We start from the raw sequence: 16,245 nt of genomic DNA on the forward strand, positions 1-16,245 counted from the left end.
CTAGTTTCCTAGTTTGCACTTTGATTTTCATTGAGTATTACTTACTCGCCCCCTTTTTTGCCCCTTCTTGAACAAAAAGAAAAACCGCTACTCCTAAGAATAGCGGTTTAATCATGTTTTTAAGCTACTAATGTAGTCGCTCTATTATTTAAGAGTAACTGAAGCTCCAGCTTCTTCCAATTTAGCTTTGATTTCTTCAGCTTCTGCAGTTGCAACGCCTTCTTTAACAAGTGCTGGTGCACCGTCAACAAGTTCTTTAGCTTCTTTAAGACCAAGACCAGTGATTTCACGTACAACTTTGATAACGCCAACTTTTTTGTCGCCTGCAGATGTCAATTCAACGTCGAATGAATCTTTAGCAGCACCAGCGTCAGCAGCACCAGCTGCAGCAACAGCTACAGGAGCAGCTGCAGTTACACCAAATTCTTCTTCGATAGCTTTTACAAGGTCGTTCAATTCAAGGATTGAAGCTTCTTTAATTTCAGCAATAATGTTTTCAATGTTCAATGCCATTGTTATTTCCTCCAAATATGTTTTTAAATTTATAATAGATTTTTCGTAGCTAGGCTACGCTGCGTAGCTTAAGATTAAGCTGCGTCTTCTTTGCTTTCTGCAACCGCTTTGACTGCAAGAGCAACGTTGCGCACTGGCGCTTGAAGTACAGAAAGGAGCATAGAAAGAAGTCCTTCGCGGTTTGGAAGAGTTGCAAGAGCAAGAATCTCTTCTTTAGATGCGACAGCGCCTTCGATTGCACCACCTTTGATTTCAAGTGCTTCAGCGTTTTTAGAAAAGTCGTTCAAGATTTTCGCTGGTGCGATAACATCTTCGTTAGAAAATGCTACTGCAGATGGTCCAACAAATACAGATGCAAGTTCTTCAAGACCAGCTTTTTCAGCTGCACGACGCAAGATTGAGTTTTTAATGACTTTATACTCAACTTCGCTTCCACGAAGCTCACGACGAAGAACTGTATCTTGCTCAACTGTCAAACCACGAGCATCAACAACGACGATAGATGCAGCAGCTTTCATTTTCTCAGCTACTACGTCAACTAGTTCCGCTTTTTTAGCAATAATTGCTTCACTCATTAGTGTGTTCACCTCCGTAATTATTTTGCTTGGGGAATTTTTCAAAAAGAAAAACGCGCCCAAACCTAGACACGAAAGTACAATACGCTTCTTTTTACATGATACGTTTTGTCCTCGGTAGGATATTTATGAGTCGAGCTCCCCTACTGTCTTAGGCAGTTTTTTCAAACCGTATATAAGTATAGCATAGTTAAAAAAAGAATGCAAGATTTTTGCAAACTTTTTTTAAATTTTTTCGTGATTTTTCTTTTAAAGTTCTACTGTCAGAACTTGACCTTGCTTAACAACCTGTTCTCCTGCGATATAAACATCATCAACATCACTGGACTTGACAGCATAAACCAGGTGAGAGAGCATATTTTCTTGAGGTTGGAGATGAATTTTGCCTTGTGGTTGAATGACCAGAAAATCTGCCTGTTTACCTACTTCCAGACTTCCTATCTGATGTTCCATTCCTAGGACCTTAGCCCCTTCGATTGTCAGAGCCTTGAGGGCTATTTCGATAGGAAATTGGCTGGCATCTCCACTTTTCATCTTCTGAAGAAGGGCTGCTGTCCGTCCTTCCTCAAACATATCTAGATTGTTATTGGAGGCAACCGAATCTGTCGCAATTCCTACTGCTACTCCTGATTTTTGGAGCTGGATAATTGGAGCAATCCCTGAGGCCAATTTGAGGTTACTGATAGGATTGTGGGCAATAGACACTTGAGAAGTTGCTAAGCGTTCAATTTCTCTCTCGTTTAATTCGACCCCGTGAGCAAAGACAGACGGATGATCTAAGTAACCCAATTCTTCTAGAAATGCGAGGGGGCGTTTGCCGTATCGTTTCAGGATAATTCCTGACTCCTCCTTGGTCTCCGCAACATGGATATGGATGGGGATATCCAGCTCTTTTGCCATTTCCAAGCTCTCTTCCAGCAAATCTTTACTACAGCTGTAGGGAGAATGTGGGGCTACCATAACCTTGAAATTTGGATTTTTATATCCTAAGATTTCCTCGATGATGGCTCGTGTTCTGCTTATGGTCTCATCAGTTGTCTCTGCCTCAGAAGAAAAAAGGGTCGGTGAGAAATAACAACGCATCTTGGAATCTTTCACTGCCTGATAAATCCGCTCAATCTCCACACCATTGGGATTATACATATCATTAAAGGTTGTTGTTCCTGACTGGAGCATCTCTGTCAGAGCTTCTTTGACCGCCTTAGTAATCATGTCGGGAGTAAACTCAGCTTCTGCTGGCCAGATATAGTCATTGAGCCATTCATGGAGATTGCTATCATCCCGAATTCCTCTCAAGCCTGTCATAGCAGAATGGGTATGGCAATTGACCAATCCAGGCATAATCCAAGCTCCCTGATAGTCTATAATCTGCTCAGCTTGATTTAAAATCTCTGGTTTCTCTTGACCGACATAGACGACTTGAAAATCCTTAACTGCTAAGATTCCATTCAGATAAACATGGAAATCTTGATCACAAGTCACGATATTTACATGCTGATGGACTTTCATTCTAGGCTCCTTTTCTAAAAGACAATTTATACTCTCTTCAAACCACGTCAGCCTCTCCTTGCCGTAGGTATATGTTACTGACTTCGTCAGTTCTATCCACAACCTCAAAGCAGTGCTTTGAGCAACCTGCGGCTAACTTCCTAGTTTGCTCTTTGATTTTCATTGAGTATTATAGTGAACAATTTTTCTAGCTATTGTAACAAAAAAGTCACCCGAAGGCAACTTTTTTATCTATAAGAGTTCAAAAGAGAATGGCTTATTCAGAGCTAAAAGCTGCTGCTTGCTGCATTTGGTAATACTTGCCCTTTCGAGCCATAAGGTCCTGATGGCTCCCATACTCAACAATGTCGCCATCCACCAAGACAAGAATCAAATCCGCATCCTGAATGGTTGACAAGCGGTGGGCAATGATAAAGCTTGTGTGCCCCTTCATGAGTTTAGCAAAGGCATCCTGTACCAGCACTTCTGTCCGCGTATCGATGGATGAAGTCGCCTCATCTAAGATAAGAATCTTAGGAATAGCCAGAAAGACTCGGGCTATGGTCAAGAGCTGAGCCTGACCGACAGAGAGAGATTCTCCAGCATTTTCCAACTTGGTATCATAGCCTTGAGGTAACTGTTGGATGAAAAAGTCTGCATTGGCTGCTTTGGCAGCAGCAATCACTTGCTCCCGACTGGCATCAGGATTTCCAAAAGCAATATTATCATGAATGGTTCCTTGCTTGAGCCAAGTTTCTTGGAGCACCATCCCAAACTGCTGTCTCAATGATGCTCGGGTATAATCATAAATGGATTGCCCATCCAGCAAGATGTCTCCAGAGTTAATAGGGTAAAAACGCATGAGGAGATTGATAAGAGTTGATTTCCCAGCACCTGTCGGACCAACGATGGCCACCTTGCTACCAGCCGGAATATCGATAGACAAATCCTTAATCAAGATTTTTTCTGGATCGTAGCCAAAAGAAACATGCTTAAAGGAAATAGCTCCCTTAACCCGGTCACTGATCAAGACTTCCTTGCCTGTTTCAGCCACCTCAGGACTTTCTAAGACAGCATAGACACGCTCTGCGCAAGCTAGAGCACTTTGCAATTCAGCTAGAACTGAAGAAATATCGTTAAAGGGCTTGGTATACTGCTGAACATAGTTCAAAAAAGTCACTAAACGACCGATGGTCAAGGTGGATCCCATCATGATACGATAAGCTCCTACTCCAGCAAGAAGAGCGTAAATGAGCGCGTTGACAAAGCGGGTCGAAGGATTAACCGTTGAAGAATAAAAGATGGCTGACTGAGAATAGCCTGCGTAGTTGTCATTCGCCTCACGCAGTCTTTTGATAAACTCTGCCTGAGCATTAAAAGATTGAATAATGGTCTGCTGGCTAAGAGATTCTTCAATCAACTGAGTCTGAATCCCCCTCGTCTCTGTTTGTTTCTGGAAGAGATGATAGGAGCGTTTGGCAATGAAGCGTGAAATTACCATGGACAGTGGTGTCAACAGCAAGACCAAGAGAGTCATGAGGAGATGAATTTGAAGCATGGCTAGAATACTAACCAAAATCATCAAGACACCAATGAAAAATTGGTTAAAAATCATGGTCAAGCCGGCTGCCAACTGTTCTATGTCCGTGGTCACACGACTGACCATCTCTCCACTGCCTTGCCAATCCACAAAAGCAATCGGCAAACGATGGAGCTTATGAATGATTCGCCCTCTCAAGTCTCTGGTATAAGAGAAGATTAAGCGATTATAAAGAAGGGGATTTACCCATTGTACCAGAGTATTTCCTATGACTACAAAGAGCATCTGGAGAAAAATTTGCCAAAAAACTGGTGAAGAACCAGCAACTAGGACTTGGTCGATGACCTGCCCAATCAAGATAGGTAGGTAAATCGATAAGCCAACTTGGGCAATAGTTCCTAGAAAGGCTAGGAAAAGGAGGAAGGGATGGCTTGCTAAATCTACGGCTAAACGCTTGAGCGTCTGGTTTGCGGTTTGTCGTCTCATGCTAGTCCTCCTTTCCATGTTGGGATGCATTGATTTCACGATAGACTTGACTGGTCTTCATCAAATCCTCGTGCTTGCCGATAGCTAGGAACTCACCTTTTTCCAAGAGGAGAATCCGGTCAGCCATCTGGAGTGTCGAAGTCCGTTGAGAAATCAAGATTAAGCTCGTATTTAGCAAATTTTCTCGGATAGCTTTCAAGAGCCTAGACTCGGTAATGGTGTCGAGGGCCGAAGTCGCATCATCTAAGATGAGAAACGGAGCCTGGCGCAAGACTGCTCGTGCGATAGACAGCCTTTGTTTTTGACCGCCCGAGAAATTTCGCCCTCCTGCCTCAACTAGAGCATCCAAGAGTTCTTCCTTATCACTAACAAAATCCTTTGCTTGCGCAATTTCCAAGGCCTGCCAAAGTTCTTGGTCCGTTACTTCGTGATTGAAACCTAGAGTCAAGTTGGAACGAATGCTTCCCTTAAAGAGTTCGACTTTTTGAGGCACATAGGCAATCCAAGACCGCCACTGCTCCAAATTAAGAGGACTACGTCCATTTCGATAAAGGTCAATGCTCCCCTTGTCTGCTGGGTAAAGTCCAAGTAAGACTTGCACCAAGCTTGATTTACCAGAACCTGTTCCCCCAATGATACCAAGGATTTGCCCTTGCTTCATATCAAAGGAAATGTCTCTCAGAGAAGGCTGGGCCGCATCAGGATAGGTAAAGGTCAGTTCTTGGACTTGTAAAACCTGATCACTGGTAGCTTGCTTTTGTTCTAATTCTGAATGGATGTCTTCTGGAGCTTCGGCAAAGACTTCCTCGATTCGCTTGGCTGAGATATAGGATTGGTTGAGGGAATTTATCAGCATGGCGAGCTTGACCAATTCCACCAAAATCTGCAAGAGGTAGTTGATAAGGGCGATCAGAGCACCTTGACTGAGCAATCCTCCTTGAATAGAAACATATCCTTGCCAGATAATAATAAGGAGGGTTCCATTAACAATCAGATAGGTCAGAGGTGTTAATAAACTAGACCAGAAACCTGTCTTTTCTTGTAATCTAGCATAGACTTGGTTAAGAGTTTGAAAAATCTGTAACTCTCGTTTTTCTTGGCCAAAAGCACGAATAACCCGCATCCCTTGTAATTGCTGACGTGTTTCCTGAACCAGTTGGTCCGTTTTCTTTCTGAGACTACTGTAGAGAGGATTGACCAACCTAGAAAGACCTACAATGACGACGGTCAAAATGATAACCATGACCAAGAACCAGAAAGTCAGCTCAGCCGAGATGCGATAAGCCATAAAAATGGCTCCAAAAACGATAATAGGTGCTCGCAAAAAGAGGCGCAGGAATTGATTGATACCAGTCTGAATCTGATAGGTGTCCGAAGTCAAGCGAGTCACCAAACTAGAAGTGGTCAGACGGTCTCTGCTATCCTTGGGCAAGGAAAGAATATGACGATAAAGGTCGTTTGTCAGTTCTTTGGCAAAACCAACCGCAGCCTTGGCTGAGTAAAACTGGGCTATTAAGGCCACTACAACGCCAATCCCTGCAAAGATAAGGAGCAGGCCAATCTGCATCCAGAGGTGTCCTTGATCTCTCTGGGGCAAGGATTGGTCAACAATCCCTGCAATCACCATGGGAACAAGAAGCTCAAACACAGCTTCTAATAGCTTGAACAAGGGGGATAAAATGGATTCCTTGATGTAGGGTTTAAAGTAAGATAGTAAGTGTTTCATAAATCCCTTCTATTCTTATTCTGAAAATGAAGAAAGTGGGAAGCACCCACCCTCTCTGTTTTATTTGTTTAAGTAAGGCAATAGATATCCATATCCTGCTTTTTCCATCTCATCCTTGGCCACAAAGCGTAAAGAAGCAGAATTGATACAGTAACGGAGGCCGCCTAACTCCCGAGGTCCATCTGTGAAAACATGACCTAGGTGAGCATTGCCTGACCGAGAACGAACCTCGATTCGCTCCATTCCATGACTGAGATCCTTGTAATAATGAATCAATTCCTTGGAAATCGGACGGCTAAAACTTGGCCAACCACAACCTGAGGCAAACTTATCCTTGGCAAAAAAGAGTGGCTCACCTGTCGTGATGTCTACATAAATTCCCTCTTCAAAGGTTTGGTCATAGGCATTGGTAAATGGAGCCTCTGTGGCAGCTTCTTGGGTAACACGATAGGACTCTTCGGTTAAGCTTTTCTTTAACACTTCTTGACTAGGCTTTTCATAGTTAGAGGCATCAATCAATGGCTTCTCAGCATCGGTCACATCGATATGACAGTAACCTGAAGGATTTTTCTTAAGATAGTCTTGATGGTAGTTTTCAGCCAGAATGTAATGACGTAGTTTCTCCACTTCCACTGCAATCTTTCGACCCAGCATGCGCTCCTGCTCCTGCACCACTGTGTAGATAGCTGGCAAGTCTGCTTCGTCCTGGTAATAAATTCCGGTCCGATACTGACGTCCACGGTCATTCCCTTGTTGATTGATGGATAAAGGGTCGATGACACGGAAATAATAAAGTAAAATCTCTCTAAGTGACACTGTCTTCTCATCATAAATCACTTGAACTGTTTCTGCATGGTCTGTTTCCTTGAGTAGCTGGTAATTTGTCGTTTCGACTTGCCCATTAGCGTAGCCGACACTGGTTGCTAGCACTCCAGAAATACGTGAAAAATACTCCTCTAAGCCCCAAAAACAACCGCCTGCTAGATAAATTTCTGTCATCTTTATTTCTCCTTTATCAAGTTTTTAACTAATACTCTTCGAAAATCTCTTCAAACCACGTCAGCGTCGCTTCATCTACAACTTCAAAACACTGTTTTGAGCTGACTTCGTNNATTTTCATTGAGTATAAACTTCTTTTCAAAAAAAGGATAGGAAGCCCTCTTATCGAGAGTTTCCCCATCCTATCTTCTATTCTTTATTTTGCTTCGACACGGACACCTTGGGTATCAACCTTCAAGTCATGAAGTTTTCCTTTGAAGGGTTGCCTTTCCAATTCTGCCTTAATCTTTGGCATTTTATCATGAGAAGCCAAGACCATAACTGTCGGCCCAGCACCAGAGAGGTAGGTTGCATAGGCACCATTTTCTTTGGCCACTTGCTTAATCGTCGCAAATTCTCTCACCAAGTCCTGACGATAGCGCTCGTGGAAGAGGTCTCCCTCGATTGCTTGCCCAGCGGTCACCATGTCTCCTGCCAACAAGGCTGCAACCGCCACATTGGCGATAGAACTAGCTGCAACAGCTTCCTTGTAAGACAATTTCTTAGGTAAGACGCCACGGCTGTCTCGAGTACGCAATTCATAGTTTGGAATGTAGGCTAGGAAATCACATTCTGGGAAGTCTGCTACGATAGCAGAAACTTGTCCATCAACAGAGCTTGCAATAACGAGATTACCATAAATGGCCGGAGCTACATTGTCAGGGTGTCCTTCAATCTTAGTCGCCAACTGTAATTTTTCATGGTCAGATAAGTTGAGATTTCCCAGTTGGTTGGCTAGTTCAATCCCAGCAACAATAACAGAACTGGAAGAACCCAAACCACGCGCCAAGGGAACATCACTGGTCATTTTCAAGCGTCTTGGTTGCAAGTCTGGTACAATTTGCAAAGCAATTTTGAGCAAGAGATTACGCTCGTCATGAGGAATCCATTTGCCAATCTGGTGTTCAATCAGCCACTCATCTCGTTCTTCGCAGACCTCAATTTGAAGATACTTGGTTACAGCTACACCGACCGAGTCAAAACCCGGCCCGATATTGGCACTGGTTGCAGGTACAATAATCTTCATCTTATTCTCCTAGCACCTTGAAGCTATTCAAGAGGTCGAATTCTGAAACCTTCTTCAATTCAACTGAAACATTTTCAAGCTGGGCTTTATTAATCTTGTGTGTGATGATAACAACACGCGCCTTGTCACCATCTTTTCCATCTTGGAGAATTTGCTTGAAGGAAATATCTTGGGCATTAAAGATTTCAGCCAATTTCAAGACCTGACCTTTTGAGTCTGGAGCCAAGATTGAGAAGTAGTAATTAGCTTTGACATCTTCAGGATTTGCTAAGACCAAGTCACGGCTATATTCGTTGAAGTCTTTGCCAATGGTAGCATCATTCAAGCGACGAACGATACGGACAATATCTGCTACAACACTCGTAGCAGTTGGTTTTTGACCCGCACCTGGTCCATAGTACATAGACTCACCGATACCGATAGATTCTACAAAGACAGCGTTCATTACCCCATTCACACTAGCAAGTGGGTGCGCTTTAGGTAGGAAGGTCGGCGTTACTTCTGCAGCAATACCTGAAGGAGTTTCCTCGATAGATCCAACCAATTTCACTACATAGCCAAGGTCTTGAGCCACAGCTACATCTTCTGGTGTGATGTTACGGATTCCCTTGTGGGCTACATCGTCAAATGCAACCTTCATGCCAAAGGCAAATTGGCTCAAAATCACCATCTTGTAGGCTGCATCAATCCCATCCACGTCATTTGTCGGGTCGCTTTCTGCAAAACCAAGTCTTTGCGCTTCCGCAAGAGCATCGTCGTAAGACCAGCCTTCTTCCACCATCTTGGTCATCATGAAGTTGGAAGTTCCGTTGACTACTCCAAGCACGCGCGTGATTTTATCAGAAGCCAAGGAATTTGCCAAGGTACGAAGAATTGGAATACCACCAGCTACCGCTGCTTCGTAGTAAAGTGCTACCTTGTTAGCTTTAGCGATTTCTAACAATTCTGCACCATGGACAGCCAAAAGGTCCTTGTTTGCAGTAACAACGTGTTTTCCAGCTTCCAAAGCACGAGTGATAAAGGTCTTAGCAGGTTCGATACGCCCCATCAATTCCACTACGATGGTAATGTCTTGGTCTGATAAAATATCATCCACATTGGTTACAAAGTTAAAGTCATTCCCTGCTGCAAGCAAGCGATTCTTTTCATCTTCATCCTTGACCAATACCTTGGCAACTTCAATCTCTGAATGTGCTGATTGATTGATTTTTTCTCCATTTTCTTTTAGGAGGAAAGGCACACCACTTGCAACGGTACCAAATCCTAGTAAAGCAATTTTAACTGTCATGTTTGTCTCCTCGAAATTTTCTAATATAGCCATTATAACAGAATTTTGTGAAAATTCCTATTATAGTAAATCACTATTTCAGTATAAAAAGAAAAAACGAATCAGACGATTCGCTCTCCTTAAAATCTGAAAATAGCTTTCCAGAAATGATTATCCAATCTTTTGCAGATTAAGTACTGCATCGTGATTCATCAAGACTTGGCCATACTCTTGCAAGACTGAACGACTGATGTCACTATCATCCGCAAACTCGCGCATACGGGCCAAAAGCCATGCTGGATATGGACTTGGATGATTTTCAATGTCCACTAAAATGGTCAAATAATAGCGCTCATTCATCTTGTAGAGTTCAGAAGTTTCCATCTCAAAAGTCACTGTCTGGGCAAAAGCTACCAAGTCAGCCAACTTAGCAAAAGAAAGGATGTAGTAGATATAGGGCTCTTTCTTGCTCTCAGCTTCTTGTTCAGCCTGTTCCTGCTCTTCTTCCTTGGCTTCAACCTGCTCTAGAGATTGAATCGCTTCGATATCATCCTTAGTTTTATCCGCGATGCTTTTTTCCAAGGTTTTGATAAATTCATCTGGCGACATTTGAGCCAATTCTTCCATATCTGGTAAATCCGATAAGTCTTCAAAATCTAGATTTTGGTCAATCTTTGACTTGGTTACAAAGACATCTACCTTATCAGGTTTTGGAGTCACACGAAAACTCAACATGCCTGTATCTAGAAAGCTATCAGGCATCTCTAACTCATCCAAGATAGCATAAAAGAACTCTTCTGTTTTTTCTTGAGGGACGAGAAAGTCAGCAATCTCCATTCCTCGATCCATCAAATCCTCTAAAGACATCGTGATTTTTAAAGTAGTATCACTAATTTGTTTCATTTTCATTGCTAGTAACCTCATACTTTCAGTTCTATCTATTATACTAGATTTTTACGATTTTATCAAAAGAAGGCTCCTCTGTCGGGATAGATTTTCCATAGGGTCTTTCTATAAAAGATTCTAAAGGGAAATTTCTGCTAGCAAATAGAAAAAGCCTTCAAAATAGGCTCTTAGCCAACTTTGAAGACCTAATACATCAGAAAGCTTATAGTTTAAAGGTTGCTACACCGAGGATAGAACGATTTAAGTTTCTGAGAATTTGAAGACTTTGCTCAAATTTCTTATAACGAGTTACTCCATATTCTTCAACAAGAAGGACTGTATCTCTTTCCAAAAGAGATGATACATCCTGTAAATCGACAAAATGCATTCCTTTTAAAGCCTCTTGACTCTGTTTCAATTTATCTAGGATAGCTTTATTTGAGCTAACGATGGTCAATTCCTGTCCAGCATTTTTGTATGACAAGACATCTGCTAGGTTAGCAATTGTTGTAATCTCTGTTACAAAATCAATTTGATACTGAGAAAAATCACCTGCTCTATTGATTGTTGGATTAAAGAGATAAATCAATACATTCCCCATCACAACCAAAATCACACAGACTACTCCAATAACAGCTAAACGGAGAATCAAGTTTTTCACATTTAATCCAAGCGCTGTCTCACCGTTTGCATTCAATTCTTTAGAGTTTATGGTTTCCAATTTTTCAATTTTCACATTTGCATAAGTGTGTTTAAATTTCTCAATCAATCCATCAATTTTTCGCTCTAACAAGTCATTGACATCTTTACTTGGTGTCAAAATTTTCACACCAACCCCTGCATCGTCAATCATATAGTAGACGGTCAATTTTTTCCACCAATAGTCATTCGTTGAATTTTTCAAGGTTGTTTCTGTCGTATCTAATTCACTGGCAATTTTTTTCAACTCACTGGGTTCTACATCATTGAAAAGATAAGCTCCATTCAAATTACCATCAATCAATTTTCCATAAAAATCACTATAACCACCAATTTGATGATTCAAAATTGTTTTAGCTGAGTCTTCTGGAGGAGTGATTTTATAGCTAAGATAAGTTGAATAACTTGTTGTATCTTTGACAGTGTTTTTATTCCTAACTGCTTTAATTGTAAATGGTACAGCAATGAGAGCAAATAAAGCGATGAGAGCTAAAATATTTGCTTTTCGTTTTTTGTAAAGATTTGCAAACAGATCAGCTACTGAATAATGTTCAAACATGATTTTTTTCTCCTTTGTTTAGTAGATACTGGTTCTCTTTTGTAAGCATTTTTGCTACAAATATAATCACAAGAACAATTCCCCAGAATTGCATTGTAAATAAATTGAAGAAACTTTCTGAAAAGCTACTTCTAGGCATAAAGAATAGATTATTCAAGATGAGTAAAGACAAGGCAAATAGGATTGTTTTTGAACGATAGGCTACTTGCAGCATGGCTATAAATAACATACCTAGTAAGAGACTAAGTAGAAAGACTCCTATCATACCATAGTCTGTATACAACTCCATGATATAACTACTTCCGATACCATGTCCTTTCAAATATTCCTTGTTCAAGACAAGATAGGATAGATTGTGGGCATAACTATTACTATCAATAGCTAGCTCCACACTATTGGTTGTATGCTCAAAGGCTTTTCCTCCGAAAATGGCCCCCAAACTCCCCCTTGCAAAATAATCAAGAACAGGACCAAAAGTAAAATTACGGAAATCTCTGTAAGGTAGGCTACTGTTAAATAGAAAACCTCGAGCCAGAACGCCAAAACTGGTTCCTTGTTTATAGATAAAGTCAAGCAAGATATCCCAGAAACCTGTATGGGAAAGCTGGACATTATCCCGTACATAATTGAGCACTCCCATCGCTAACATGAGAATAGGAGAACCTACAAAAATCGCTAACTTTTCTTTAAACCCAATCCATTTTCCTTTTTCAGTTTGCTCTCGCATAAAGTAATAAACAAAAGCAAATAAAATACTTAAAATAAAGGGATTTCGCGTCCCAATTGCCAAATGAATAGTATTAGCTGCAATAAAGGAGACAAGCACTGCTGTGGCCTGCAATTTCTTTGGCTTGGTTGCCAGATACATACACATTGCATAGACCGTAAAGGTAGACAAAATGTAGGTAAAATAAGGCAGTTTACTTTCAAAATTTGCATAGTAGGCATAGTAGGAAGTCTGCAAGCGATACAGGAGCCGTTCGAATAACCGAATGAAATAGAAAGGATAGGTGAGAAGAAAAACTCCTAGCGAAACAAAGCGTAACCGCTTGATATAAACCTCTTTTAGAGAACTTCCTATATTTGCTACTTTTATTTTCTTCCTAGCTATGAAGTAACGAGCCAGGACGCCTCCTGTGGTCAAGCCCAGAATCGAAACCATGACAACTATAAAGGCAAAACGATAAGCTATCGGATGATAGGTATCCAAAGCTCCATCCCTAAAGTAATCAATGGTTGGCCTTGATACCAGAAAAACAAAAATGGTTAAATAGAAAATAAAATGGATTAAGTAATACTTGATATCATTCCAACAAGCAATTAAGCTACTAACCAGTAAGAACAATAAAGTAGAAAGCAAGCTAACATTGTTATTATTAAACAGATATACAATTCCACTTACTAGCGTCAAGGCATAACTGACTATGGTCAAACTAAATAATAATCGTTTTCCATCAATCACTTGCTCACCCCCGTTCTAATGTAATTTTTTAGATTTTTCAATATTTTTCAGTAATAAGAATCGGTATAAGGAAATGTTTATGAATAGAGCCAAAGCACTAATTCTTCTCCCCTTACGGAAAATTGGATTCCTAGCAATAGCAAAGGCATGGCTTTTTAAAAAACGATGAATCTGAGCATAGGCTTCAAACTGTTTATACTGATCATCTAGCAACATCTTATCCAGAATAAAGAAGTGGGCATAGGCCAATCTGAAAAAAGCAACCTCTTTCAAGTCAGAATAGTTTTTCACAACTTCATTGTAAAACTTTTGGTAGATATCAATATAGGCTAAATCCTTCTCTGCATAGGGTTTAGTCGTAATACTATCCCCTCTATGGAAATAGTAATAATAGGGTTTAGTATTAACTACATACTTCTTGGCCAACTTGATTAAATCAAAATGATAATAGGCATCTTCGTAAATCAATCCCTTAGGAAAGGATAGGGCAGTTGCAATCTCTCTCTTGATTAGCTTATTGCAAATCGTCCCAGGTATTTTTTCACCTATGAGGTATTCCCTCAGAAATCTTTGAGAATCACAGACAAAATAGTCATCCTGATTGGCTGACTGTGGGCTTTCATCATTAGCATAGACATTCATGACACCACAGCTCGAAACATCCGCATCTTCTTGAACTAATTGCTCATATAAGCTCTGAATCATTTCTGGATGGATATAATCATCTGAGTCAATAAAAATCAGATAATCCCCGTGAGCCTGCTTCATCCCATCATTTCGTGCTTGTGACAATCCTTCATTCTTTTTATGAAGTACTGACACCCTGTCATCTTGTTCAGCGATTGAATCACACAAGCGACCACTCTCATCTGTTGCTCCATCATCAACAAGAATGATTTCCAGATTCTGATAGGTCTGCTTCTGAATGGAAGCTATCGATTTTTCTAGGTACTGCGCCACATTATAGACTGGCACAATGACACTAATTAATGCAGTTTCCATGCTACTCCTCTAATAGTTTTTCTACTTGTTCGATTTGTTTGGCAATTGTAAATTGTTGAATGAATTGGCTAGCCTCATCGACATCGAAGTTTGAGGCAGATGTCATGTAGTTTGTAATTGCCTGAGCTGCCTCTTGATTGCTCTCAATGATTTGTCCAAATCGACCTTCTTGGGATAATTCCTCAGCCCCTCCAACATCTGTAGAGACAAAAGGAAGTCCCAGACTCAAGGCTTCCACATACACTCCGGGAAAACCTTCTTGCTTAGACATAGACAAGAGAACTTTCGTCTGAGATAAATACTGATAAGGATTTTTTTGATAGCCAAGGAAATGTACGTAGTCCTCAAGCTCATACTCTTTGACCCGTTTTTTCAGTTCCTCTTCCATATCACCAGCACCTATAAAGTAAAGGTGATAATTTTTCCCCTCTTGGTGTAATAACCGTATCACTTCCACCACACGGTCAGAACCCTTATTTTCTTCAATCCGTCCGATAGTACAGATACTTTGAGGCGCAATCTCGATATCAATCTTCTCTTGAGATTTTTCTAGGATAGTCTTAAAATCATAACCATTGTAGACCGTCTGTAATTTTGAAGCATAATCTGGGTAGACTTCCTTGATAGAATGGCTGGTCTTTTTTGAGATCCCTACAATGGTATCCGCAGCATCCAACTGTCGTCTATGTGATTTTCTTTTGGAGCTATCCTTAAGAAATTCTTCAATACTTCCATGAATCCAAGAGATTTTCTTGACTTCTTTTCTTTTAGAGAACAAAAGTGGAGGATTCATAATGGTAAAGGAAACTTCAACATCATAGTCATCTTTCACCAGTAAGCGACGTGTCAATCTTGGAAAATAAATTCTCATTCTCCACAAAAGAGCTCGAATCCATCTGGCTTGGCGATAATCCTGAAGGGATTTTAACATTCGTACATGCTTGGGAACAGATTCGTATCCCTTGTCAAAGTGCTCCATTTCAAGAATATCAATATCATACTTTTCTGGATCTAGATTTGAAACAATGGTAGACAGAATCTTCTCTGCACCGCCTCCGAGAGAAAAAGACCACATAAAAAATAAGATTTTTTTCTTAGCCACCATATTCTCCCTTGTATTCTGTATAAGGCTTATTCATATCAGCGATGACAGCATCATGATGCGGTAGCTGCTTGTCTGCTGGCGGAGGCGTCATATAATCCCCAAAAGCAGTGCTGAGATAAGCATCATAGCCAACTGGAATAGGCATCTCTGTCCCTTCAAATGGCAAAAAAAGATTGTCTTCAAAAGATGCGATTGGGTACTTGTTTCTCATATAGCCAGGACCTGAGCATAATTCGGTGATTCCGTCGCTCTCAGCCAAATCATACTTAGTCATTTCTTTTTCAGCTTTTTTCCAAATGCGATAACGGAGAGATTTTGGAGTCACACCCAGTAAAATACGGCTTCCCCATTTCATAAGTGCGCCATGCTTTTCCGGAACAGTTTGGGCACAAAAAAGAGAATAAATCAAAGCCCAACGAACCTGTTTTTTCCGCTCAGCTGGATTTTTCGGATAATAATCCAAAGGCAAAACATCCAAGGCCAGACCATGTGGCAAATCCAAATCCTGCTGATAAGGCTTGATACAGGTGGTTTCCTTGTCACGAATGGTAATAAAAAGATTGCGGTCTACAAAATCCTTGTGACTCTTCGACAAGAAATAACGCTCATCTGCATAACGAGGCCATAATTCTGCTAATTTCTCATAATCTTTACGAGGCATAAAAAAGTCTAGGTCGTCATCCCAAGGAATAAAACCCTTGTTTCTAAGGGCACCAATAGCACCTCCTCCACAAAGATAACAAAGTAAATCATGTTCCTTGCAAAAGGCCACAAAATATTCAGCCATCTCCAGACTACGAGCCTGAATTGCTTTTAAATCAGTCATATTGTTCATTATTCTTTCTATCGTATCGTTTCATTATACCACAAATA

14 protein-coding genes and 1 other annotated feature are annotated in these 16,245 nt (G+C 40.8%); all 14 genes read right to left on the reverse strand.

Going from position 1 to position 16,245, the window contains the following annotated elements; all coding sequences use genetic code 11:
• Window positions 1-144: 144 nt before the first annotated feature.
• On the reverse strand, window positions 145-513 hold the full coding sequence (rplL, locus tag HT720_RS08900) for a 50S ribosomal protein L7/L12 (protein ID WP_001196965.1): 369 nt from the start codon (window positions 511-513) through the stop codon (window positions 145-147).
• Window positions 514-587: 74 nt separating this feature from the next.
• Window positions 588-1,088 carry a 50S ribosomal protein L10 gene (rplJ, locus tag HT720_RS08905; RefSeq protein ID WP_054380833.1) on the reverse strand — a complete coding sequence of 167 codons (501 nt, stop codon included), beginning with the start codon at window positions 1,086-1,088 and terminating at the stop codon, window positions 588-590.
• A gap of 38 nt (window positions 1,089-1,126) precedes the next feature.
• Window positions 1,127-1,262 (reverse strand) — a sequence feature (ribosomal protein L10 leader region).
• Between the two features lie 75 nt (window positions 1,263-1,337).
• Window positions 1,338-2,597, reverse strand: a complete 1,260-nt coding sequence (locus HT720_RS08910; RefSeq protein WP_173275785.1) for a TRZ/ATZ family protein — start codon at window positions 2,595-2,597, stop codon at window positions 1,338-1,340.
• A gap of 256 nt (window positions 2,598-2,853) precedes the next feature.
• Window positions 2,854-4,602, reverse strand: a complete 1,749-nt coding sequence (locus tag HT720_RS08915; protein ID WP_173275788.1) for an ABC transporter ATP-binding protein — start codon at window positions 4,600-4,602, stop codon at window positions 2,854-2,856.
• Between the two features lies 1 nt (window position 4,603).
• Entirely contained in the window at window positions 4,604-6,328 is a 1,725-nt protein-coding gene (locus HT720_RS08920) for an ABC transporter ATP-binding protein (protein WP_173275791.1), read from the reverse strand.
• 60 nt (window positions 6,329-6,388) lie between these two features.
• A complete protein-coding gene (gene msrB, locus HT720_RS08925) occupies window positions 6,389-7,327 on the reverse strand; it encodes a peptide-methionine (R)-S-oxide reductase MsrB (RefSeq protein WP_173275794.1) in 939 nt (312 codons plus the stop codon).
• 196 nt (window positions 7,328-7,523) lie between these two features.
• Window positions 7,524-8,393, reverse strand: a complete 870-nt coding sequence (gene thrB, locus HT720_RS08930) for a homoserine kinase (protein WP_112444062.1) — start codon at window positions 8,391-8,393, stop codon at window positions 7,524-7,526.
• Between the two features lies 1 nt (window position 8,394).
• Window positions 8,395-9,681 carry a homoserine dehydrogenase gene (locus tag HT720_RS08935; protein ID WP_173275797.1) on the reverse strand — a complete coding sequence of 429 codons (1,287 nt, stop codon included), beginning with the start codon at window positions 9,679-9,681 and terminating at the stop codon, window positions 8,395-8,397.
• A 150-nt stretch (window positions 9,682-9,831) separates the two neighbouring features.
• On the reverse strand, window positions 9,832-10,569 hold the full coding sequence (gene mecA / locus HT720_RS08940; RefSeq protein ID WP_023943094.1) for an adaptor protein MecA: 738 nt from the start codon (window positions 10,567-10,569) through the stop codon (window positions 9,832-9,834).
• A 199-nt stretch (window positions 10,570-10,768) separates the two neighbouring features.
• Window positions 10,769-11,803 carry a prephenate dehydratase gene (locus HT720_RS08945; protein WP_173275800.1) on the reverse strand — a complete coding sequence of 345 codons (1,035 nt, stop codon included), beginning with the start codon at window positions 11,801-11,803 and terminating at the stop codon, window positions 10,769-10,771.
• Complete coding sequence (locus HT720_RS08950; protein ID WP_173275804.1) at window positions 11,796-13,265, reverse strand: O-antigen polysaccharide polymerase Wzy; 1,470 nt, start codon at window positions 13,263-13,265, stop codon at window positions 11,796-11,798. The genes HT720_RS08945 and HT720_RS08950 overlap by 8 nt, the downstream gene beginning before the upstream one ends.
• Window positions 13,266-13,280: 15 nt before the next feature.
• Entirely contained in the window at window positions 13,281-14,267 is a 987-nt protein-coding gene (locus HT720_RS08955) for a glycosyltransferase family 2 protein (RefSeq protein WP_173275807.1), read from the reverse strand.
• A gap of 1 nt (window position 14,268) precedes the next feature.
• Window positions 14,269-15,372: a glycosyltransferase gene (locus HT720_RS08960; protein ID WP_000225908.1), complete on the reverse strand. Its 1,104-nt coding sequence runs from the start codon at window positions 15,370-15,372 to the stop codon at window positions 14,269-14,271.
• Window positions 15,362-16,207 (reverse strand): phosphorylcholine transferase LicD, encoded by an 846-nt coding sequence (locus HT720_RS08965; RefSeq protein ID WP_173275810.1) that lies wholly within the window; start codon window positions 16,205-16,207, stop codon window positions 15,362-15,364. The genes HT720_RS08960 and HT720_RS08965 overlap by 11 nt, the downstream gene beginning before the upstream one ends.
• Between the last annotated feature and the right edge of the window lie 38 nt (window positions 16,208-16,245).

It is taken from the genome of Streptococcus sp. 68 (assembly GCF_013277415.1).
Classification (GTDB): Bacteria; Bacillota; Bacilli; order Lactobacillales; family Streptococcaceae; genus Streptococcus.